Annotated in this window: 22 protein-coding genes and 1 pseudogene; 14 read left to right on the top strand and 9 right to left on the bottom strand. The window is 66.0% G+C overall.

Going from position 1 to position 19,847, the window contains the following annotated elements; translation table 11 throughout:
• Positions 1-24: 24 nt before the first annotated feature.
• The 5 genes from HWN72_RS16675 to HWN72_RS16695 all read right to left on the bottom strand — a co-directional run bounded on the left by HWN72_RS16675 (position 25) and on the right by HWN72_RS16695 (position 4,691).
• The gene (locus tag HWN72_RS16675; RefSeq protein WP_211150757.1) at positions 25-1,029 is read right to left on the bottom strand and encodes a ligase-associated DNA damage response exonuclease; all 1,005 of its coding nucleotides are present in this window, start codon (positions 1,027-1,029) and stop codon (positions 25-27) included.
• Between the two features lie 51 nt (positions 1,030-1,080).
• Positions 1,081-1,524: a hypothetical protein gene (locus tag HWN72_RS16680; RefSeq protein ID WP_211150758.1), complete on the bottom strand. Its 444-nt coding sequence runs from the start codon at positions 1,522-1,524 to the stop codon at positions 1,081-1,083.
• A complete protein-coding gene (locus HWN72_RS16685; protein WP_155986249.1) occupies positions 1,505-1,759 on the bottom strand; it encodes a hypothetical protein in 255 nt (84 codons plus the stop codon). Before HWN72_RS16685 ends, HWN72_RS16680 begins: the two co-directional genes overlap by 20 nt.
• Positions 1,760-1,926: 167 nt before the next feature.
• Positions 1,927-4,299, bottom strand: coding sequence for an ATP-dependent Clp protease ATP-binding subunit ClpA (gene clpA, locus HWN72_RS16690; RefSeq protein ID WP_036525608.1), 2,373 nt, complete (start codon positions 4,297-4,299; stop codon positions 1,927-1,929).
• 173 nt (positions 4,300-4,472) lie between these two features.
• The gene (locus tag HWN72_RS16695; RefSeq protein WP_036525606.1) at positions 4,473-4,691 is read right to left on the bottom strand and encodes a DUF1192 domain-containing protein; all 219 of its coding nucleotides are present in this window, start codon (positions 4,689-4,691) and stop codon (positions 4,473-4,475) included.
• Positions 4,692-4,840: 149 nt separating this feature from the next.
• Here HWN72_RS16695 and HWN72_RS16700 point away from each other — a divergent pair, with 149 nt between their 5' ends.
• Positions 4,841-5,125: a GIY-YIG nuclease family protein gene (locus tag HWN72_RS16700; protein WP_211150759.1), complete on the top strand. Its 285-nt coding sequence runs from the start codon at positions 4,841-4,843 to the stop codon at positions 5,123-5,125.
• A 256-nt stretch (positions 5,126-5,381) separates the two neighbouring features.
• Here HWN72_RS16700 and HWN72_RS31595 read toward each other — a convergent pair whose 3' ends face one another.
• Positions 5,382-5,786: an MlaA family lipoprotein gene (locus tag HWN72_RS31595; protein ID WP_256434587.1), complete on the bottom strand. Its 405-nt coding sequence runs from the start codon at positions 5,784-5,786 to the stop codon at positions 5,382-5,384.
• Between the two features lie 85 nt (positions 5,787-5,871).
• Positions 5,872-5,997, bottom strand: a pseudogene (locus tag HWN72_RS31825) (MlaA family lipoprotein); the annotation flags it as partial.
• Between the two features lie 487 nt (positions 5,998-6,484).
• Here HWN72_RS31825 and HWN72_RS16710 point away from each other — a divergent pair.
• Both HWN72_RS16710 and HWN72_RS16715 read left to right on the top strand, forming a co-directional pair.
• Positions 6,485-7,486 carry an NAD(P)H-quinone oxidoreductase gene (locus tag HWN72_RS16710; RefSeq protein ID WP_036525603.1) on the top strand — a complete coding sequence of 334 codons (1,002 nt, stop codon included), beginning with the start codon at positions 6,485-6,487 and terminating at the stop codon, positions 7,484-7,486.
• A 199-nt stretch (positions 7,487-7,685) separates the two neighbouring features.
• The gene (locus tag HWN72_RS16715; RefSeq protein ID WP_036525601.1) at positions 7,686-8,393 is read left to right on the top strand and encodes a DUF1013 domain-containing protein; all 708 of its coding nucleotides are present in this window, start codon (positions 7,686-7,688) and stop codon (positions 8,391-8,393) included.
• Positions 8,394-8,562: 169 nt separating this feature from the next.
• Here HWN72_RS16715 and HWN72_RS16720 read toward each other — a convergent pair whose 3' ends face one another.
• Both HWN72_RS16720 and HWN72_RS16725 read right to left on the bottom strand, forming a co-directional pair.
• Complete coding sequence (locus HWN72_RS16720) at positions 8,563-9,009, bottom strand: polymer-forming cytoskeletal protein (RefSeq protein ID WP_008831387.1); 447 nt, start codon at positions 9,007-9,009, stop codon at positions 8,563-8,565.
• A gap of 1 nt (position 9,010) precedes the next feature.
• Positions 9,011-10,162: a M23 family metallopeptidase gene (locus HWN72_RS16725; RefSeq protein ID WP_211150760.1), complete on the bottom strand. Its 1,152-nt coding sequence runs from the start codon at positions 10,160-10,162 to the stop codon at positions 9,011-9,013.
• A gap of 242 nt (positions 10,163-10,404) precedes the next feature.
• Between HWN72_RS16725 and HWN72_RS16730 the strand changes: the two genes are divergently transcribed.
• From HWN72_RS16730 to HWN72_RS16780, 11 genes are all read left to right on the top strand, one after another.
• A complete protein-coding gene (locus tag HWN72_RS16730) occupies positions 10,405-11,694 on the top strand; it encodes a glutamate-5-semialdehyde dehydrogenase (protein WP_008831385.1) in 1,290 nt (429 codons plus the stop codon).
• A complete protein-coding gene (locus HWN72_RS16735; RefSeq protein ID WP_375154526.1) occupies positions 11,658-12,368 on the top strand; it encodes a nicotinate-nucleotide adenylyltransferase in 711 nt (236 codons plus the stop codon). The genes HWN72_RS16730 and HWN72_RS16735 overlap by 37 nt, the downstream gene beginning before the upstream one ends.
• 113 nt (positions 12,369-12,481) lie before the next feature.
• Positions 12,482-12,883 carry a ribosome silencing factor gene (rsfS, locus tag HWN72_RS16740; protein WP_008831383.1) on the top strand — a complete coding sequence of 134 codons (402 nt, stop codon included), beginning with the start codon at positions 12,482-12,484 and terminating at the stop codon, positions 12,881-12,883.
• A 112-nt stretch (positions 12,884-12,995) separates the two neighbouring features.
• A complete protein-coding gene (locus HWN72_RS16745) occupies positions 12,996-13,421 on the top strand; it encodes a 23S rRNA (pseudouridine(1915)-N(3))-methyltransferase RlmH (protein WP_211150761.1) in 426 nt (141 codons plus the stop codon).
• Complete coding sequence (locus tag HWN72_RS16750) at positions 13,421-13,798, top strand: ribonuclease HI (protein ID WP_211150762.1); 378 nt, start codon at positions 13,421-13,423, stop codon at positions 13,796-13,798. The genes HWN72_RS16745 and HWN72_RS16750 overlap by 1 nt, the downstream gene beginning before the upstream one ends.
• Before the next feature lie 184 nt (positions 13,799-13,982).
• On the top strand, positions 13,983-15,218 hold the full coding sequence (locus HWN72_RS16755) for a murein hydrolase activator EnvC (RefSeq protein ID WP_211150763.1): 1,236 nt from the start codon (positions 13,983-13,985) through the stop codon (positions 15,216-15,218).
• A 304-nt stretch (positions 15,219-15,522) separates the two neighbouring features.
• Positions 15,523-16,887 carry a S41 family peptidase gene (locus HWN72_RS16760; RefSeq protein WP_036525598.1) on the top strand — a complete coding sequence of 455 codons (1,365 nt, stop codon included), beginning with the start codon at positions 15,523-15,525 and terminating at the stop codon, positions 16,885-16,887.
• 19 nt (positions 16,888-16,906) lie between these two features.
• Positions 16,907-17,392 carry a disulfide bond formation protein B gene (locus HWN72_RS16765; protein ID WP_211150764.1) on the top strand — a complete coding sequence of 162 codons (486 nt, stop codon included), beginning with the start codon at positions 16,907-16,909 and terminating at the stop codon, positions 17,390-17,392.
• 1 nt (position 17,393) lies between these two features.
• A complete protein-coding gene (locus HWN72_RS16770; protein WP_036525597.1) occupies positions 17,394-17,915 on the top strand; it encodes a demethoxyubiquinone hydroxylase family protein in 522 nt (173 codons plus the stop codon).
• Positions 17,916-18,077: 162 nt separating this feature from the next.
• Positions 18,078-18,653 carry a hypothetical protein gene (locus tag HWN72_RS16775; RefSeq protein ID WP_036525596.1) on the top strand — a complete coding sequence of 192 codons (576 nt, stop codon included), beginning with the start codon at positions 18,078-18,080 and terminating at the stop codon, positions 18,651-18,653.
• Positions 18,654-18,889: 236 nt separating this feature from the next.
• Complete coding sequence (locus HWN72_RS16780) at positions 18,890-19,744, top strand: sulfite exporter TauE/SafE family protein (protein ID WP_211150765.1); 855 nt, start codon at positions 18,890-18,892, stop codon at positions 19,742-19,744.
• The last annotated feature ends 103 nt before the right edge of the window (positions 19,745-19,847 follow it).

A 19,847-nucleotide genomic window follows, 5' to 3' on the forward strand; every position in this document is an offset into this window, starting at 1 on the left:
GCTCTGGGGCCCCAGGACTTCTCTTCAATCATCTTCATCCTCATACCCCACCAGAGCCAGCGCCCGCGCCTTCCTCTGGTTCAACTCGCACCAGCGCAGCATGGCTTCCTCGCGCCCGTGCGTGATCCACGTCTCGGCGGGGTTCACGTCCACCACGGTCTGGGTGAGTTCGTCCCAGTCCGCGTGGTCGGAGATCACCAGCGGCAGTTCCACCATCCGCTGCCGCGCGCGCTGGCGTACCCGCATCCAGCCGGAGGCCATCGCCGTGATCGGATCGGGCAGGCGGCGGCTCCACCGGTCGTTGAGCGCCGAGGGCGGGGCGACGATCACCGCGCCGGTCAGCTGTTCTTTAGTGGCATCCGACACCAGCCGCAGGTCGCCCAGATCGACGCCCCATTCTTCATACAGTCGGCACATCCGCTCCATCGCGCCGTGGAGCCAGATCGTGTCCTGGTGCCCGGCGCGGCGCAGTTCGGCGATCAGGCGCTGTGCCTTGCCCAGCGCATAGGCACCGACCAGCACGCAGCGCTCCGGATTGGCGGCGAGGGCCGAGAGCAGCTTGGCGATCTCCTCCTCCACCGGCGGGTGGCGGAAGACGGGGAGGCCGAAGGTCGCCTCGGTGACGAGCACGTCGCAAGGGGTGACCTCGAAGGGCGGGCAGGTGGGATCGGCGCGGCGCTTGAAGTCGCCGGTGACGATGATCCGCTCGCCCGCGTGCTCCAGCAGAATCTGTGCGGAGCCGAGGACGTGTCCGGCAGGAATCCAGGTGGCGTGGACATCTCCGGGCAGGGCGATCCGCTCGCCGTAGGGGACGGGCACCGCGCCTTCCTCGGTGGCGTAGCGCAGTTTCATGATGGCGAGGGTTTCGGGGGTGGCGAAGGTCGCGCCATGGCCGCCGCGGGCGTGGTCGGCATGGCCGTGAGTCACCAGCGCGCGATCGACGGGGCGGGCCGGGTCGATCCAGCAGTCGGCGGGGACGACGTGGATGCCCCAGGGCTCGGGTCTGATCCAGGAGAAATCGCGGGGCATGGATAGCAGAAGAGGCCGGGAACCCGTGTGGTTCCCAATCGTCACTACAGCCTAGAACGACAGTGAAAAATCACCGCTTTTTTCGATTACGAGACGCCCCTGCGAAACGATGTCCATGCCGAGGAGCACATCGAAATAGGGATGATTGCCGACGTCGATCCCTTCGATTTCATCACCGATGCCGAATATGGTCGAAGGCATGTCATCTATGACGTCCGGCCAGATGCCGACGTGAAACAGATAAGTGAAATGCCGCTCCGGCCTTTTGACATTCCAGACTTCCGCCTGTCCTATCCGCCGCATTCCTAGCGTTTGTGTAATGTTCACCGTAACGCAAGTCCTACGGGCGCCTGTATCGAGCAGCGCAGTGCATTCTCGATAGTCTAGCGTGGCCGGATTGTCATAACCACTGACTGGTCCGACCGCCTGGAATGGTCGAATACCCACCTTCAGCAAGATACGGCCGTCTTTTAGCTTACCTGTCACCTGCGGCATAGGAATAGAATCCTAGATCGACCGGCTCATTAGAAACAAGCTGAATTGAGAAAGGTTTGTCATTAAATTTTTGTATGCCGGCACGGCCGGCAGCGGCAGCCGTCGAATACAGCCCTTCAAGGTTTTGATTATGGAGGAGAGCATATTCTCCGGGATTATGCTCGATCAGGTTATCGAGCATGTCCATGAACACCGCATAGTTGCGTTCGATTTCGACCTCGATTGAATGAGCCACAATGCTTCCTCTCTGGATGGGCGGGATGAGAATACCAGTTCTCGATTCTCGCCGCCATCCCCGCTTGACAAAAGCACGCAAAAGAGTCCGCCGAATTCCAATCGATTCTTTTTACACGAAAAAGGCCGCGCTGGATTTGCGCGGCCTTTCCAACTTCGTGGCGCCAATCAATCGTCGGCGTTGGTATCCGCCTGCGGACCGGGCTTCTTCGCCCGCTTCACCGGCACCTTCTTCTTCGTCTTGGACACCTTGGGCGCCGAGGGAGTCAGTTCGAAGTTCAGCGCGTTCTCCTTGACCGAGACGTGGACTTCGCCGCCGTGCGCCAGCTTGCCGAACAGCAGTTCTTCCGCCAGCGGCTGCTTGACCTTCTCCTGGATCACGCGGCCCATCGGGCGGGCGCCGTAGAGCTTGTCGTAGCCCTTGTCGCCCAGCCAGCTGCGTGCGTCCGAGTCGAACTGGATGTGGACGTTCTGGTCGGCCAGCTGCAGTTCCAGCTGGAGGATGAACTTGTCCACGACCCGGCTGATGGTGTCCTTGGCGAGGTACGCGAAGGGCACGATCGCATCGAGGCGGTTGCGGAATTCGGGGGTGAACATCTGCTTCACCGCTTCCTCGCCGGCATCCTCCTTCGAGGTGTCGCCGAAGCCGATGCCCTGCTTGGCCATGTCCGACGCGCCCGCGTTGGTGGTCATGATCAGCACCACGTTGCGGAAATCGACGGTCTTGCCGTGGTGATCGGTCAGGCGGCCGTTGTCCATCACCTGCAGCAGGATATTGAACAGGTCGGGGTGCGCCTTCTCGATCTCGTCGAGCAGGAGGACGCAGTGCGGGTTCTGGTCGATCGCGTCGGTCAGAAGGCCGCCCTGATCGAAGCCGACATAGCCCGGAGGCGCACCGATCAGGCGGCTGACCGAATGACGCTCCATGTATTCGGACATGTCGAAGCGCTTCAGCTCGATGCCCATGATGCTGGCGAGCTGGCGGGCCACTTCGGTCTTGCCGACGCCGGTGGGACCGCTGAACAGGAACGAGCCGATCGGCTTGTCCGGATCGCGCAGGCCAGCGCGGCTCAGCTTCATCGCGGTGGCGAGGAGGCCGATCGCCTTGTCCTGGCCGAACACCACGCGCTTCAGGTCACGCTCGAGGTTCTCCAGCGCCTTCTTGTCGTCGGACGAGACGGACTTGGGCGGGATGCGGGCCATCGTCGCGATGACCTGCTCGATCTCGCGCGCGGTGATGGTCTTCTTGCGGCGGCTGGGCGGCAGCAGCATCTGCATCGCGCCGACTTCGTCGATCACGTCGATCGCCTTGTCGGGCAGCTTGCGGTCGTTGATGTAGCGGGCCGAAAGCTCCACCGCCGTCTTGATCGCGTCAGGCGTATACTTGACGCGGTGGTGATCCTCGAACGCGGTGCGCAGGCCCTTGAGGATCTTGATGGTATCCTCGACCGTGGGCTCGTTCACGTCGATCTTCTGGAACCGGCGCAGCAGAGCGCGGTCCTTCTCGAAGTGGTTGCGGAACTCCTTATAGGTGGTCGAGCCGATGCAGCGGATCGTCCCGCCCGACAGCGCCGGCTTGAGCAGGTTCGAGGCGTCCATCGCCCCGCCGCTGGTGGCGCCCGCGCCGATCACCGTGTGGATCTCGTCGATGAAGAGGACCGCGTGCGGCATCTTCTCCAGTTCGGAGACGACCTGCTTCAGACGTTCCTCAAAGTCGCCGCGATAGCGGGTGCCGGCCAGCAGGCTGCCCATGTCGAGCGAGTAGATCACCGCTTCGGTCAGCACTTCGGGCACTTCGCCCTCGACGATCTTGCGCGCCAGGCCTTCGGCGATGGCGGTCTTGCCCACGCCGGGATCGCCCACGTAGAGCGGGTTGTTCTTGGAGCGGCGGCACAGGATCTGGATCGTGCGGTCCACTTCGGGGCCGCGGCCGATCAGCGGATCGACCTTGCCCGCCAGCGCCTTCTCGTTGAGGTTGACGGTGAACTGGTCGAGCGCGGAGTCCTTCTTGTTGGCGGACGCCTTGGCCTCGGCCTTGTCCTCGGGCGTGGGCGGGGTTTCGTCGGACGAGCCCTTGGCGGTGCGATCCTCGATCCGCTTGCCGCCCTTGCCGATGCCGTGGCTGATATAGCTGACGGCGTCGAGGCGGCTCATGTCCTGCTGCTGCAGGAAGTAGACCGCGTAGGAATCCCGCTCGGAGAACAGCGCGACGAGCACGTTGGCGCCGGTCACGGTGTCCTTGCCGGACGACTGCACGTGCAGGATCGCGCGCTGGATCACGCGCTGGAAACCGGCGGTCGGGGCGGGATCGCCCTTTTCCTCGGTCTTGAGCGACTGGTATTCCTGGTCGAGATACTGGCGCACCACGTCGCCCAGATCGCCGAGGTCCACGCCGCAGGCCTGCATGACCTGCGCCGCGTCGGTGTCGTCGATCAGCGCGAGCAGCAGGTGCTCGAGCGTCGCGTACTCGTGGCTCCGCTCAGACGCGTGAGACAGAGCCGAGTGCAGGGTCTTTTCAAGGCTTTGGGCGAAACTTGGCATTTAGGCGACCTTCATCGTGAGGGACGGCTCTCCCGGGAGGTTCCCGGCCCGCAGGGGAGATTGGCGGGTCAGGGTTACGAGGTTGATATAGGGACGTTCAGGATGGTTGCGAGGGTGGCCATGGGGGTAAGCGCCCGAGGTCGCCCGAAGGCTGCCAGAGGAGGCTGCGATTCTCAAGATGATCGCGGCCTGAACAGGGCGTCCGCCGCGAGGCGGTGGGCCGATGATGCGTTCCGGTGCGCGCGGATGCGGGCGATCTCGATTTCGAGAAGCGCAACCCGCGCGTCGAGTTCGTCCAGCGAATAGCGATCGAGGCTTTCACCGGCGAGGTGGCTGGCGGCTCCGAAGTCGCCCTCGGATGACCGCCGCAGAGGTCGGTCTTCTTCGTCCATTGCGGTGCAGCATCGGACTGGAATGCGAGGCTGTCAATGGGTCCTTCGACTGGCCGGAGGATATGTGTTCCGGCGCGAGGCCGGGTTAAAACTCTGTCGTCATCCCAGCGAAGGCTGGGACCGCTGGCCGTCTGCTCTACGCTGCCGTGATGCCTGGCTGGACATACATCCTCACCAACAAGCCCCATGGCGTGCTGTACATCGGCGTCACGGCTGACCTGCCCGCGCGCATGATGCAGCATCGCGGCGGTGCGGGGTCGGCGTTCTGTCGGAAATACGGGCTCAAGCGGCTGGTGCTGATCGAGCCGCACGGCCGGATCGAGGATGCGATTCGGCGCGAAAAGGCGATGAAGGCGTGGAAGCGGGAATGGAAGATCCGGCTGGTCGAGGAAGCCAATCCGGAATGGGCGGATCTGTTCGAGCGTTTGTTGTGAGCGGGGGCGCCGTTCAAAGCGCCCGTTATCGTACAACCGCCCGCTACCCTACAGACACTCGCCATCCTAAAAACACCCGTCATCCCAGCGAAGGCTGGGACCGCTATGACCCTGTTGCGCACTGTCGTTCGCAAACCACTTGCCACAAAAGCCCCGCACGCCAGCGTTCAGCACGGCGGCCAGCGGTCCCAGCCTTCGCTGGGATGACGGGCGTGTTTGAGCGGGCGTTGCGTGTTTGCGCCCCGCTCTCCACCTACTACTTGCCGTCCACCCCCGGCTCCGCAATGCCCTTGCGCGCGCGGTATTCCGGGCTGTGCAGTGCATCCACTTCGGCCTGGCGACGCTTGAGGTAGAAATCGCGCGTGGCCACGTAAGGGTCGGCAGCGGCGCGGTTGGCCTTGATCTGCTCGTCGAAGGCGACTCGGTCGTTCATCGACTTCACGATGCCGGTGGAAAGCCCGTAGACCGGCTTGTTGAACGGCTTGCCGAACAGCGTGGGCAAGATCGACAGGTCGAGGACGCGTCCGACCAGATCGCGCGCCGTCGTCGGACCCAACACGGGCACGAACAGGTACGGCCCGTTGCCGATGCCGTGATAGGCGAAAGTGTTGGCGAATCCGTTCTCGCGGTAGGGCAGGCGGAACGGCTTGCGCTTGGCCATGTCGAACAGCCCGGCGACGCCGACCCGTACTGTTGATGACGAAGCGGCCTGCCGTCTCCATCGCCTTGCCCGGCTTGAACTGCAGCAGGTAGTTCACGAAGACGATCGGCTCCGCGAGGTTGATAAGGAAGTTGCGCAGGCCGTTGCGGATCGGCTTGGGCACGATCCGCTCGTACGTTCCCGCGACCGGGGCGACGACCACCTTGTCCACCGCCTCAACCACCGCGAAGCTGGCCGCATTGACGCCCGAGAACGGGTCGGCCTCTATCTGGCGGGGGCTGGAACTGACGATGATGACGTTCTCGTCCTCCGCCGCAGGCACGCTGCCGGGCGGGGGCGTTCCCGCAGGCGGGGCAGGAGCGTGAATGGTCGGCGCCACGTCCGGCCGAGGCTGCGCCGCCACTTCCGGCACGGGAGTCGTCACCGCACCTGGCGTCCCGATCGCCGGGTGATCCTGAAGGTTGGCTCCGCCGCCCGCCAACAGGACGGACAGAGCTATAGTCGACACGCCCACTTCCGTACTTCCTCTGATGAACCCATCCGCACGGTACGGCTGCGACCCGAAGTGGAGTGAACACCACTATCATCATAAAATCGAGAGACTTTGTCAGTGCGGCCGCAGGCACCGTCCCGCTTCGGGAGGCAGGGCCAAGAAAGGGAGTTCCCCACCCCCCGCATCCTGTGGCACAGGGAGGTTCATGTTAGCTGACCTTCCTGTCACCATGACCGCCGTTGGCTACGATGCACCCGGCGGCCCCGAAGTCCTGCGCCCTGAAACCGTCACGGTGCCCCGGCCCGGCCCCGGCGAGGTGCTGGTCAAGGTCGCCTTCGCGGGCGTCAATCGCCCCGACGTGGTGCAGCGGCTTGGCAATTATCCGCCGCCGCCGGGCGCCTCGCCGATTCCGGGGCTGGAGGTTTCCGGCACCATCGCGGCATTGGGCGAAGGTGTGAGTCAGTTTCTCCCCGGTCAGGAAGTCTGCGCGCTCGTTTCGGGCGGCGGCTATGCGCAGTACTGCATCGCCAAGGCCGGGCACTGCCTGCCGGTGCCCGAGGGCTTGTCCCTTGCGGAAGCCGCGGCGCTGCCGGAAACTCTTTTCACCGTTTGGCACAACGTCTTCGAGCGCGGCCTGGCGCGTGAGGGCGAGTGGCTGCTCGTCCACGGCGGCACCAGCGGCATCGGCACGATGGCGGCGATGCTGGGGCGGCACTTCGGGCTGACGGTGATCGTCACCTGCGGCTCGCCCGACAAGTGCGCGGCGGCACTGAAGATCGGCGCGCATCACGCGATCGACTACAAGGCCACCGATTTCGTCGAGGAAGTCGCGCGGATTACCGGAGGGCGCGGCGTCGACGTGGTGCTCGACATGGTCGCGGGCAGCTACGTCGCGCGCAACCTCAAGTGCCTCGCGCCCGATGGCCGCCACGTCACCATCGCGGTGCAGGGCGGCGCGAAGGCGGAGATCAACATGGCGGTGGTCATGACCCGGCGCTACACGCTGACCGGCTCGACCCTGCGCCCGCGCACGGACGCGTTCAAGGAAGCGGTTGCGCAGGAGATCCTCGAATGCGCCTGGCCGCTGGTCGAGGAAGGCCTGCTGCGCCCGGTGATGGACACGCGCTTCCCGCTCGCCGAAGCCGCCGCCGCGCATGCGCGGATGGAGGCCGGAGACCACGTCGGGAAGATCGTGCTGGAGGTGTGAAGGTGCACTTATGGTACCCTTGGGTGCCTTTGAGTGCCGTCAAATCATGACGAAATGCGCGTTTCACGTGAAACGCATCGACGGAATGACGCAATTTTCGGCCCCTTTTGCTTGCTCCTTCGGCAAAAATTCCCTAAATCGAAACCGTGAGGCCGCTCCGCGAAGGGGCGGCCCTTATTGTTTCCGCCGGAGATAGAGAATGAGCCAGCCCACTCCGCTGATGCCGCACGCGACCGCCTCGTGGCTGGTCGATGTTACCTCGCTGACTTTCGAGCAGATCGCAGAATTCTGCGGCCTGCACATGCTCGAAGTCCAGGCGATGGCCGACGATCTGGCATCCAGCAAGTATACCGGCCGCGACCCCGTTCGCTCGGGCGAGCTGACGATGGAAGAGATCGAGAAGGGGCAGGCCAACCCCGAGTACAAGCTGCGCATGCACAAGGTGCCGCTCGCGCAGAACCGTACCAAGGGCCCGCGCTACACCCCGGTGTCGAAGCGCCAGGACAAGCCGGACGGCATCGCCTGGATCCTGCGCAACCACCCCGAGGTTTCGGACGCGCAGATCGGCAAGCTGATCGGCACCACGCGCAACACCATCGCGGCGATCCGCGACCGTTCGCACTGGAACATCGCCAACATCACGCCCAAGGACCCGGTCACGCTGGGCCTGTGCTCGCAGCGCGAGCTGGACGCCCTCGTCGCCAAGGCCGCGAAGAAGGCGGGCATCCAGGATACTGGCGAGGGTGACGAGCGCCTGGTCGATGATCGCCAGGCCCTGATCGACGAACTGCGCGCAGAGCGTCAGGCGCAGGTCCAGGCCGCGTCGGAAGCCGCGCAGGAAGCCGAAGTTGCCGCCTGGCTCGAAGCCAAGCGCGCTGCCGAAGCCGCCGAGGCTCGCGGCGAGTAACTTCGCTTTGGCCTGACGGCTGAATCGAAAAGGGGACATGGGAGTCGATCCCATGTCCCCTTTTTCGTGTCCGCTCTCGGGGGGCTTCGACAAGCTCAGCCTGAGCGGGGTTTGAGGTTTACACTACTTCCGCTCACCCTGAGCTTGTCGAAGGGTCACGGCTGAGCCCTCACTCCGCCGCTGCGGAAAGCTCCTCTTCGTCTTCCTCGGCGATGACCTCGATCGGCGCCGAAGCGGGCAGGCGAGCGATTGACGGCGGCATCTGTCCGCCATTGGGCGACAGGCGCCCTTCGAGGCGCGCGCCCTGCTCGATGGTCAGCGTGTCGTAGGAAACATCGCCCTCGATCCGCGCGGTCTTGAGGATCACGACCTCGCGCGCCGAAACCGATCCGCGCACGAGTCCTGCGACGCGTACCGATTCGGCCCGCACCGCGCCGTTGATCTCGCTGCCTTCGCCCTGGATCAGGGCCTTGCAGGAAATGTCGCCGTTGACGCTGCCGTCGACATGCAGGTCGGCGCTTGCCGAAATGTCTCCGCTGATGACGGTGTCGCCGCCCAGCATCGAGAAGCTCGAACTGTTGATGCTCGCACGCGAGCTTATGAAGGCCTTGGCCATGTCAGTGGTTCTCCTCCTGGCCCCTGTTGCTGCTGTTGTTCGCCCCCTGAAGACGGGCCGCCTCGAGGAACGGACGCGGGTTGACCGGATGGTCGTTCACGCGAACCTCGAAGTGGAGATGCGGGCCGGTCGAGCGCCCGGTGCTGCCCATTGCACCGATCAGCGCCCCGGCGTCGACGTCCTGACCCACACGGGTGCGGAAGCCGGAAAGGTGCCCGTAGCGGGTCATCAGCCCGTTGCCGTGCGTCACCTCGATGCAGTTGCCGTAACCGGACTTCTGCCCGACGAACGTGACGCGCCCCTTGGCGGCGGCATAGATCGGCGAGCCCATCGGCCCCGGGAAGTCGAGGCCCGCGTGGAACGCGGCGCCGCCGGTGAAGGGGTCCGAACGATAGCCGTAGCTGGACGAGACGTAGGCGACATGCGCTGGGCTCACCTGCGGGATCGAGGCGAGGCCGTTCTCCAGCGCGTCCATGCGGGCAAGGCTCTTGCCCATCGTCAGGAAGCGCGGATCGACGCTGCCGTCGGCCCCGGTCGCCAGCTTCACCAGCGGACCACCCTCGGCCATGCGCGCGCGCGAAATCATCGCATTGGGATTGAGCCCCAGCTTGCGGATCGAGGCCATCGCGGCGTCCGAACGCTGGTCGGCGTAGCGGGTGAGACGATCGACCAGCGCCAGTTGCTTCGCCTTGATGTCGGCAAGGTTGCCGACGCCGGGAACGGCGGCGCTGACTTTCTTCGCGGTCGCTTCGGTCTGCGCGGTAGGTCGGGTATCTCCGGACTCCTCGGGAAGTTCCTGGATATGCGCATCGACCATCTGTTCGATGAACTGCTGTCGGCGGGCGAGGTCGGACGCGACCGAATCGACGTTGCGGCGGTACTGCGCGACGCTCTTCTCGGCCTTGGCGACATTGGCCGCGCGCTCGGCGAGGGCAGCGCTTTCGCTGCCGACGGATGCCTGCGAGAGCGCCAGAGCGCCGACCGATGCGGCCCACATGCCGAGCACGCCGACGGCCGCACCTGCGGCGATCTTCTGTGCCCGCGCGGAAACGCGGATGAAACGGACCTGTCCCTGCGACCGCATGATGAACTCGCGGTCGGGGAACGCCGTCCTGAGGCGCTGGATGAACGCCCCGGTTGACTTGGAAAGCAAAACGACCCCGCTTGAAATCTATGTCTCAGTCCCGGATCGCGCCGGTAGCAGGCGGTAGTTACCAAAGCGAATCGGCTTGGCCCGAACCTCTGCGGAATCGGGGCGAGTCGAAAACAGATAGCGGTGAGCCGAGGAACCTTACCTTGGCGCGACCGTGAGACGACATACGAATCGATTGCATGCGTGCATTTTGGCGGCTGCATTCCGGTGACAACTGCACGCTGGAATGATAGGCCGCGCCCATGACTTTGCAGAGCACTCTGATCGCCGAACCTGCAGCGCTTTCGCCCGAGGCGCTTGTCGAGCAACTGGCCCGCGACGGCCGGGCCGCGCAGCGCGTGCTGGCGAAGCTGACGGACGCCGATAAGGCCGCCGCCCTGCGCGCCGCCGCCACGGCGCTGCGCGAGGCGGAAGGGGAAATTCTCGAAGCCAACGCGAAGGACATCGCGGCTGGCGAGGCTAAGGGACTGTCAGGTGCGATGCTCGACCGCCTGCGGCTCGATGCGGCGCGGCTGGCAGGGATCGCCGATGCGGTCGATCAGGTCGCGGGCCTGCCCGACCCGGTGGGCGAGGTGATCGCTTCCAGCGAACGCCCCAACGGCCTCAAGCTGTCGCGCGTGCGCATTCCCATCGGCCTGATCGGCATCATCTACGAAAGCCGCCCGAACGTCACCGCCGACGCTGCCGCGCTGTGCCTGCGCTCGGGCAACGCGGTGCTGCTGCGCGGCGGCAGCGAGGCGATCCATTCCAACCATGCGATCCGTGCCGCCTTCGCCAAGGGTCTCGCCACCGTGGGTCTGCCCGAGGCGGCGATCCAGCTGGTCCCGACGCAGGACCGCGCGGTGGTCGGCGCGATGCTGACGGCGGCGGGCCTCATCGACATGATCGTGCCGCGCGGGGGCAAGAGCCTCGTCGCGCGGGTGCAGGCCGATGCGCGGGTGCCCGTGCTCGCCCACCTCGACGGCATCTGCCACACGTATGTCCATGCCTCGGCCGATGCCGGGATGGCGCGCGACCTGACGCTCAACGCCAAGATGCGCCGCACCGGCATCTGCGGGGCGATGGAGACGCTGCTGCTCGACACCCAGTTCCCCGAGAGCGAATCGGTCGTTGCCGGCCTGCTCGACGCAGGCTGCGAACTGCGCGGCGACGCCCGCGCGCAGGCGCTCGATCCGCGCGTGCTGCCTGCCAGCGAGGAGGACTGGGACACCGAATACCTCGACGCCGTTCTGGCGGTGGCCGTGGTCGACGGCATCGAACCGGCGCTTGAGCACATCGCTGCGCATTCTTCGCACCACACCGATGCGATCGTTACCGAAGACGCGGAATCGGCCGAGCGCTTCCTTGCCGAAGTCGACAGCGCGATCGTGATGGTCAATGCCTCCAGCCAGTTCGCCGACGGTGGCGAATTCGGCCTCGGCGCGGAGATCGGTATCGCCACCGGCCGCCTGCACGCGCGCGGTCCCGTGGCGCTGGAGGGCCTGACCACCTACAAGTGGCAGGTGCGCGGAACCGGGCAGGCCCGGCCCTGAATCTGGTTCTGAGGCGGACCCGAACCCGCCCCGGCCCCGTCACGGGCCTGCTCGGCGGCAGTTTCAACCCGGCCCACGGTGGACACCGCCGCGTCACCCTGTTCACCATCGAGGCACTGGCGCTCGACGAAGTGTGGTGGCTGGTCTCGCCAGGCAATCCGCTCAAGCCCAAGGCCGAGATGGCGCCGTTGGCCGCGCGGATGCGCTCGGCGCAGCAGCAGGCGCGGGGCGCCCGCATCCGGGCCACCGCGATCGAGCGCGAACTGGGCACCCGATACACCGTCGACACCCTCCGCGCACTCCTTCACCGTTACCCGAAACGGCGCTTCGTATGGCTGATGGGGGCGGACAACCTCGCCCAGTTGCACCGCTGGAAGGACTGGCGGACACTGTGCCGACTCATGCCGATTGCGGTAATCGCGCGTCCGGGGTATGATGGCGCTGCCCTCGCGAGCCCCGCGATGGCCTGGCTGGGGAAATTCCGGAGACCCCTGACCAGTCTTCGCGGTCCGGAAGAGTGGAGCGCACCCGCGCTGGTGACATTGCGATTCGACCCCGATACGCGGTCGGCAACGGCGATACGCCAGGCCGATCCGGACTGGGCACGAAGGTTCTCAGATCGACCTTCGCGTGACGCGGTCACGTACCACTTGATCCCCGGAACGGCGGAATGATCGGCTTTCAGGCCATCTTCCCGCATACCCGGCTTACACGGCAAACGATCGAACGCGGCAGGATGGCCTTCATCCTGCCCGGTCGGTTTTGAAAGGAGCAGAACCCAACCAAGATGCCACAGGCAGAACTACAGCCGGAATCAACCGGCGCCACCCCGCTTCCGGTCACGATCGAAAGCGATGATCCGTTGCTGAACCTCGTGCTCTCGTCGCTGGACGACGATCAGGCGCAGGAGCTGGTGACGATCGACCTCGACGGCAAATCGAGCATCGCCGACTTCATGGTGATCGCCTCGGGCCGTTCGACCCGCCAGGTTGCGTCCATGGCGCAGAAACTTGGCGAGCGACTGAAGCAGAACGGCTTCGGTCATCCGCGTATCGAGGGCCTTCCGGCGGCCGACTGGGTGCTCGTCGATGCGGGCAGCGTGGTCGTCCACCTGTTCCGTCCCGAAGTGCGCACGTTCTACAACCTCGAGCGGATGTGGGGCTTCGACGGCCCGTCCGGGGCAGCCTGACCGCTGCCTAGAGGATGATCCTCCGGTCGCGACGGTGACCGGAAAATCGCAAGGAAATCACGCGGGGGTCCTGCTCCGTCCCCGCGTTCCGGCCTGATTGCACCCTGAACCCATGCTGCTGCACATCATCGCTCGCGGAAAGATCGCCCGCTCGCCCGAGGGTGAGATGCTGGATCGCTACGCGAAGCGCATCACCTGGCCGTTCAGGCACAGCGAGCTGCCCGATGTCGGCGGCAAGGTGCCTCCTCCCGCCCATACCCCGGTCCGTGAAGTCCTGCTCGACGAGCGGGGCAAGCTGATGAGCTCGGAAGAGTTCGCCGCGCTGCTCGGCCGCTGGCGCGACGAGGGCGTGCGCGAATGCCGCTTCCTGATCGGCACCGCCGACGGCCACGGTGACGAGGCGCGGGCGCAGGCCGACCACCTTCTGTGCTTCGGCCGCATGACCTGGCCTCACCTGATGGTCCGCGCGATGCTCGCCGAACAGCTGTGGCGCGCCACCGCGATCCTGGCCGGGCATCCCTACCACCGCTCGGGCTGATGAAGCGCCTGAAGGTCTTCTTCGACGGCGGCTGCCGTCCGAATCCCGGCACCATCGAAGTCGCCGTGGTGATACGCGGGGTGGCGCATGTCTTTGAGGATTGCGGCTGCGGCACCAACAGCGATGCCGAGTGGCTGGCGCTGATCCATGCACTGGAACTCTGCCGGGAGCAGGGGCTGGAACAGGTCGAGCTGATCGGCGATGCGGTGGAGGTTGTGCGTCAGGCCAACCGGGCCTTGCGCGACGGGCATGGCCCGGGGCGGCACGCGGCGCGCTTCCTTGCGCTGGCGGCTCAGGTTCGTCCTGCGCGCATACGGTGGATCAAGCGTGAGCAGAACCTTGCCGGAATTGCGCTGGCCGCGCGCCATCCAAGGTGAAGGCATTTTATCCTCCCTGTTCCGCAGGAATGGGGAGGTGGCAGCGCGAAGCGCTGACGGAGGGGTCTTCTCCCCCTCCACCACCGACTTCGTCGGCGGTCCCCTCCCCATTCCTGCGGAACAGGGAGGATAAAGGCGCATTTCGTCTCTTCCCGCGTGACTCCGGCTGTCCTAACACGGCGCCGTGAAGCCCGCCCACCGCATTCTCCTGACCGTCGCCGCGCTCGGCTCCGTCGCGTTTGCCACGCAGGCGCTGACGCAGCAGGGCGGGCTTGCGGTGCTCGACCCGGCGGTCGATGCGCGGCAGGCGCAGGCGGACATGATCGCCGCCCGGCGCGAAGGTACAGCGGCTCGCAAGCGGGCGGAAAAGCTGGAGGCACGTGCCCGCGAAGTCACCGAGCAGGCCGAAACCACTGCGCGTGAGGCCGCCGCTATCGCCGCGCGGATTCAGGAAACCGATGCGCAGATCGCCGGGCAGCGCGCGCAGATCCGGCTGATCGCTTCGCAGCGGCAGGGCCTGAGGGCGCAGTTAGCGCAGAAGCAGGGGCCTCTGGCGCGACTCACCGGGTCGCTGCAGCGGCTGTCGCGGCGGCCTCCGTTGCTGGCCCTGCTGCGGCCGGGTTCGGTACGCGATGCGGTTTACATGCGGGCATTGCTCGACACGATGCTGCCCGAGGTGGAGGCGCGCACGGCGGGCCTGCGGGTAGCGATCGAGCGTGGGCGGGCGCTGGAGCAGCAGGCCAAGGCCGCTGCCGCCGGGCTCTCGCAGGCACAGGCGCAGATGCGCGAGCGACGCGGGCAACTCGCCGCCATCGAATCGCGCCAGCGGCTGGCCGGGCGCGAAGCCAGCGGTATCGCCGCGCGGGAAAGCGACCGGGCATTGGCGCTGGCGGAGAAGGCGCGCGATCTGGGCGATCTGGTGGTGCAGGTCGGCCGGCAAGGGGAACTGCGGGCGAGCCTCGCGGCGCTGCCGGGGCCGATCATGCGGCCCGCCCGGCCGGAGGATGCGCAAGTCATCGGCGCCGGGCAGTTCACGCCGCTGCCCGAGGGATTGTCCAGCTACATGCTGCCGGTGACCGGGCGACTGGTGACCGGATTCGGCGAGGATGCGCCGGGGCAGGCGCGCTCCAACGGGCTGGTCATGGCCCCGCGCGCGCATGCGCAGGCGGTCTCTCCGGCGCCGGGGCGAGTGGCTTTCGCCGGGCCGTATCGCGGCTTCCAGAGCATCGTCATCATCGAGCACGACGGCGGCTGGACCTCGCTTGTCACGGGCCTGGCGCGGCTGGACGTGGCAGTGGGCGCGCAAGTGGTCGCCGGGTCTCCCATCGGCGTGACCGGGCCGGGCGATCCGCGCGTGATGGTCGAGCTGCGGCAGGGCGGGGCGCCGGTCAATCCGCTTCAGTATATCCGGGCATTGTAAGGCGTCGTCCCGCATCAGGGCTGATCGTAGCCTTGTGCGCGGAAGGATTCGTCATTGCGAGCGAAGCGAAGCAATCCAGGGCGACGCGAGACTGCCCTGGATTGCTTCGCTTCGCTCGCAACGACGAAAGTAGAGGGTGGAGGACGACGATGCCGCTTTTTCGGGCAATTAGCCTGATGCCTCCTATATGAACGCAAATCCTGCCGTTCCGCTGGCGTTCACGGTCATCGGACGATAGGATGACGGTCATGAACCCCCGCCGGCCACCGCGCCGGACCGACGCATTGAAGAGGCATCACGCCCGATGAAGATTGCCCCGCTAATCCCCCAGCTGTTCAGGGCTACCCTGCTGGTTTCCGCCGTGGCCGTGCTGCCTGTGGCGACCTCTGGCCTGTCGGCGGTGGACACGCGCACCAGTCACGAGTTCGACAAGCTCTTCACGATCTACCAGATCGTGAAGGACAACTATGTCGACCAGGTGAGCGACGACAAGCTGCTCAAGGGCGCCATCGACGGCATGCTGGCCAGCCTCGACCCGCATTCGAACTACCTCGACGGCCAGTCGCTGCAGCGGCTGGAGACGATGATCGACGGCAAGTACACCGGCCTCGGCCTCTCGGTGGTCGAGGATGACGGCGCGGTGAAGATCGTCTCGCCGTTCAAGGGCAGCCCGGCGGAGAAGGCGGGGCTGAAAGCGGGCGACTACATCACCCACCTCGATGGCGTGCTCTATTACGAGCGCGATCTGGACGAGGCGGTATCGAAGATGCGCGGCGAGGCGGGCTCCTCGATCCGCCTGACGATCTTCCGTCCGGGCCGCGACGCGCCGTTCGACGTCACCGTGACCCGCGGCGTGATCGAGCTTGAGCCGGTCACCTGGGAATTCAAGGACAACGTCGGCGTGATCTCGGTCAACGAGTTCTCGCGCGATGTCGGCAACGACGTGAACAACGCCATCTCCGACCTCAAGAAGCAGGCGGCGGTGAAGGGCGGCAAGCTGACCGGCCTCGTGCTCGATCTGCGCTCCAACCCCGGCGGTTCGCTGGACGAGGCGGTGGCGCTGTCCGACCTGTTCCTCGACCATGGCGACATCGTCTCGCAGCGCGGGCGCAACGCGAACGAGAACCAGTTCTACCGCGCCGAATCGGTGTTCAAGGGCGACGTCGCCAAGGGCCTGCCGGTCGTCGTGCTGGTGGACGCGGGTTCGGCCTCGGCTTCGGAGATCGTCGCTGGCGCACTGCAGGACCAGCACCGCGCGGTGATCATGGGCGAGCGCACGTTCGGCAAGGGCTCTGTCCAGTCGTTCCTGCCGCTCGACCAGAACAGCGCGATCAAGATCACGACGGCGCGCTACTACACGCCTTCCGGCCACTCGGTGCAGGAGGGCGGCATCGCCCCCGACATCAAGGTTCCGCAGCTGTCCGATCCCGACGCCCGTGCCCGCGCCGAACGTGCGGTGCGCGAGTCCGACTTGCGCGGCCACCTCATCAACGAGGCGGCGCTCAAGGACAAGGATCTGGAAACCGACAAGCAGGATGATCCGCGCTTCAAGGTGACCGCCGCCGAACTGGAAAAGCAGGGCATCAAGGACTTCCAGCTGCACTACGCAATCTCCACGCTGCAGCGTACGGCGGGCAAGCCCGCGCTTGCCGCCGTTTCCAAGAACTGACGGCAGGGGCACGAAGGGCATGGCCGTTTCCGCCGCACCGTCTGTGCGCGCCGCGCGTATGCTGGCGCTTGGCATTCCCGTCATCGCCCTCGGCGGGGCGCTGGTGAGCCAGTACGTGTTCGGACTCAACCCTTGCGAGATGTGCTGGTGGCAGCGCTATCCGCACATGCTGGCCATCGTCTTCGCGCTGCTGGCGTTCTTCTGGCGGCCGGTGCGCCCGCTGGTGGCCGTCGCGGCGCTGGCGGTGCTGGTGTCCGGGCTGATCGGCGGCTTCCACGCCGGGGTCGAATATAAGTGGTGGGAAGGCGTGACCGCCTGCACCGCCAGCCCCTTCGCGGCAGGCGGCGATCCGCTCGACGCGATCATGAAGGAGCCGGTGATCCGCTGCGACGTGGCGCCGTGGAGCCTCTTCGGCATTTCGCTGGCGGGCTTCAACTTCCTGTTCTCGACGCTGGGCGCGCTGGCGGTCTTCGCCCTCATCGCCCGCAGCGACCGAAAGGCTTGAGATGAACGCGATGAGTAAGCGCAGCGAACGGATGTTGCGGGTCGATCAGGCGGGCGAATTCGGCGCCAACCGAATTTACGCGGGCCAACTGGCGGTGATGGGCACGCGCGGTCCGCACTCGACCGAGATCGCCGGCATGGCCGCGCAGGAGGCCGAGCATCAGGCGAAGTTCGACGCGATGATCGCGCAGCGCGGCGTGCGTCCGACGCTGCTGCAGCCGGTGTGGTCGGCCGCGGGCTTTGCGCTGGGCGCGGCGACGGCACTGATCGGGCCGGAGGCGGCGATGGCCTGCACCGCCGCGATCGAGACCGAGATCGACCGCCACTATACCGAGCAGCTCGAGGAACTGGGCGACGAAGACCCCGAACTTGGCGCCGCGATCCTGAAGTTCCGCGACGAGGAGCGCGAGCACCGTGATGCCGCGCTGGCGGCGGGCGCGGAGAAGGCCCCGGCCTATCCGCTGCTGTTCCACGCGATCCGCATGGGCTGCCGCGTGGCCATCAAGCTGTCGGAACGGATCTGACCTCTCGCGGGTTGTCTGGTTGTATTTGCCGCGTTTTCCGAGTCATCGGGCGTTTCCACCCGATTAGAAAACGCTCTTAAGCTGTCATTCAACCCGTAGCCTGCCTATATCGGGTGCGACCCGATCATGACGCCTCCGGGCCGATACCTGCTGGAGCCACCGATGACCCGCCTTCTCCTCACTGCTGCAGCTGCCGCTCTTTCGCTGGCCGTCGCGCCCGCCGCATTTGCACAGGACGCCGGGCTTACCGATCCGGGCGGGGAGAAGGTCAACCAGCTGATCATCTACGGCGACGATCCGTGCCCGCAATCGGCCTCGGGCGACATCACCGTCTGCGCGCGCAAGCCCGAGGAAGAACGCTACCGCATCCCCGAGCCGCTGCGCGGCATCGACCAGCCCCAGTCCGAGGCATGGGCGAACAAGGTCCAGGCATACGAAACCGTGGGTCGCTTCGGCACGCAGAGCTGTTCGCCGGCGGGTTCGGGCGGCTGGCTGGGCTGCACGCAGCAGCTCATCAACAGTGCCTATGCGGAAAAGGCGAACGGTTCCGAGGTCCGCTTCAGCGAACTGATTCAGGCCGAGCGTGAGAAGCGCCTCTCCACGATCGATGCCGATGCAGCCGCCGACCAGGCGCGGGTCGAGGAAGCGGAGAAGGCCTACTTCGAGCAGCGCCAGCGCCAGGAGGCGCAGCAGGATGCGGCTGCCGGCGCTACCCCGCCGCCGCCAAGCGTCAAGTAAAGCGCCACACCTTCGTCATTGCGAGCGTAGCGAAGCAATCCAGAGCGGTTTCATACTCCCCTGGTTTGCTTCGCTACGCTCGCAATGACGAGTTGAGGAGGGTTCCGGTTTTGCTGGGGCAGACGCCTCACAAGCCCCTCTTCACCCCCTGAAACCCGAATTCCGCTTGTCTTGGGCGGGCAAACCGGCTGGAACGGCGCCCGACAACATAAGCCAGGCAAGGATACGGGTTCGCGATGGGCGTGACGGGTTCGATCGATTTTTTCCATGCCATCGCGGGGCTGCTCGTCGGTCTGCTGGTCGGACTGACCGGGGTGGGCGGCGGCTCGCTGATGACGCCGCTGCTGGTGCTGCTGTTCGGCGTCAGCGCCAAGACGGCGGTGGGCACCGACCTGCTGTTCGCCGCCGTGACCAAGATCGCCGGATCGGCGGTCCACGGCTCGCGCGAGAGCGTGGAGTGGAAGATCGTGCGCCGCATGGCCATGGGCAGCGTGCCCGCCGCCGTGGTGACATTGCTGGTGATGGCCCGGATGGGTTCGGTCGGCAAGTCCACGGAGCACGTCATTCTCCTCTCGCTGGCCTGCCTTCTGGCGCTGACTTCGCTCGCGGTCATCGGGCGCAAGTGGCTGTTCCGCCATGCCCATGACGGTGCCGCGCAGCGTTCGCCGATGGTGGAACTTGGCGGCACGATCGCGCTGGGTGCGCTGATCGGTGTGGCCGTTTCGGTGTCCTCGGTGGGGGCGGGAGCGATCGGGGTCACCGTGCTCTTCGTCCTCTATCCCCGCCTGCCGGTGGCACGCATCGTCGGGTCGGACATTGCCCATGCCGTGCCGCTGACGCTGATCGCGGGCACCGGGCACTGGATCATGGGTGACGTCAACGGAACGCTGCTGACCAACCTGCTGATCGGCTCGATTCCGGGCGTGGTGGTGGGCAGCTACCTGTCCTCCCGCGCGCCGGACAAAGTGCTGCAGCCGCTGCTGGCGGCGGTGCTGGCGGTCTCGTCATGGCAACTGTTCGTGAAAGCCAACGCGCCGGAGAAGGTGAAGGTGGACGTCATTGCTCCGGCCAAGGCGGCGGAGGTTCGCTGAGACTTCGTCGTCCCGGACTTGATCCGGGACCGCTGGCCGAGACCGACCCGGCCCACGGCAGGGTGCCTTGCCTATCGCTTACTTCTAAAGACAGCCACCGGTC

This window comes from Novosphingobium sp. HR1a, assembly GCF_015594425.1.
Lineage (GTDB): Bacteria > Pseudomonadota > Alphaproteobacteria > Sphingomonadales > Sphingomonadaceae > Novosphingobium > Novosphingobium resinovorum_A.

Bases quoted from the DNA above. Each gene is read 5' to 3' on its own strand.
- HWN72_RS31595 (WP_256434587.1), bottom strand. From the start codon at position 5,786: ATGGCCAAGCGCAAGCCGTTCCGCCTGCCCTACCGCGAGAACGGATTC.
- HWN72_RS16780 (WP_211150765.1), top strand. From the start codon at position 18,890: ATGGGCGTGACGGGTTCGATCGATTTTTTCCATGCCATCGCGGGGCTG.
- HWN72_RS16760 (WP_036525598.1), top strand. From the start codon at position 15,523: ATGAAGATTGCCCCGCTAATCCCCCAGCTGTTCAGGGCTACCCTGCTG.
- HWN72_RS16730 (WP_008831385.1), top strand. From the start codon at position 10,405: ATGACTTTGCAGAGCACTCTGATCGCCGAACCTGCAGCGCTTTCGCCC.
- HWN72_RS16720 (WP_008831387.1), bottom strand. From the start codon at position 9,009: ATGGCCAAGGCCTTCATAAGCTCGCGTGCGAGCATCAACAGTTCGAGC.
- HWN72_RS16700 (WP_211150759.1), top strand. From the start codon at position 4,841: ATGCCTGGCTGGACATACATCCTCACCAACAAGCCCCATGGCGTGCTG.
- HWN72_RS16765 (WP_211150764.1), top strand. From the start codon at position 16,907: ATGGCCGTTTCCGCCGCACCGTCTGTGCGCGCCGCGCGTATGCTGGCG.
- HWN72_RS16745 (WP_211150761.1), top strand. From the start codon at position 12,996: ATGCTGCTGCACATCATCGCTCGCGGAAAGATCGCCCGCTCGCCCGAG.
- HWN72_RS16750 (WP_211150762.1), top strand. From the start codon at position 13,421: ATGAAGCGCCTGAAGGTCTTCTTCGACGGCGGCTGCCGTCCGAATCCC.
- HWN72_RS16710 (WP_036525603.1), top strand. From the start codon at position 6,485: ATGTTAGCTGACCTTCCTGTCACCATGACCGCCGTTGGCTACGATGCA.
- rsfS (WP_008831383.1), top strand. From the start codon at position 12,482: ATGCCACAGGCAGAACTACAGCCGGAATCAACCGGCGCCACCCCGCTT.
- HWN72_RS16715 (WP_036525601.1), top strand. From the start codon at position 7,686: ATGAGCCAGCCCACTCCGCTGATGCCGCACGCGACCGCCTCGTGGCTG.
- HWN72_RS16695 (WP_036525606.1), bottom strand. From the start codon at position 4,691: ATGGACGAAGAAGACCGACCTCTGCGGCGGTCATCCGAGGGCGACTTC.
- HWN72_RS16770 (WP_036525597.1), top strand. From the start codon at position 17,394: ATGAACGCGATGAGTAAGCGCAGCGAACGGATGTTGCGGGTCGATCAG.
- HWN72_RS16775 (WP_036525596.1), top strand. From the start codon at position 18,078: ATGACCCGCCTTCTCCTCACTGCTGCAGCTGCCGCTCTTTCGCTGGCC.
- HWN72_RS16675 (WP_211150757.1), bottom strand. From the start codon at position 1,029: ATGCCCCGCGATTTCTCCTGGATCAGACCCGAGCCCTGGGGCATCCAC.
- clpA (WP_036525608.1), bottom strand. From the start codon at position 4,299: ATGCCAAGTTTCGCCCAAAGCCTTGAAAAGACCCTGCACTCGGCTCTG.
- HWN72_RS16680 (WP_211150758.1), bottom strand. From the start codon at position 1,524: ATGCCGCAGGTGACAGGTAAGCTAAAAGACGGCCGTATCTTGCTGAAG.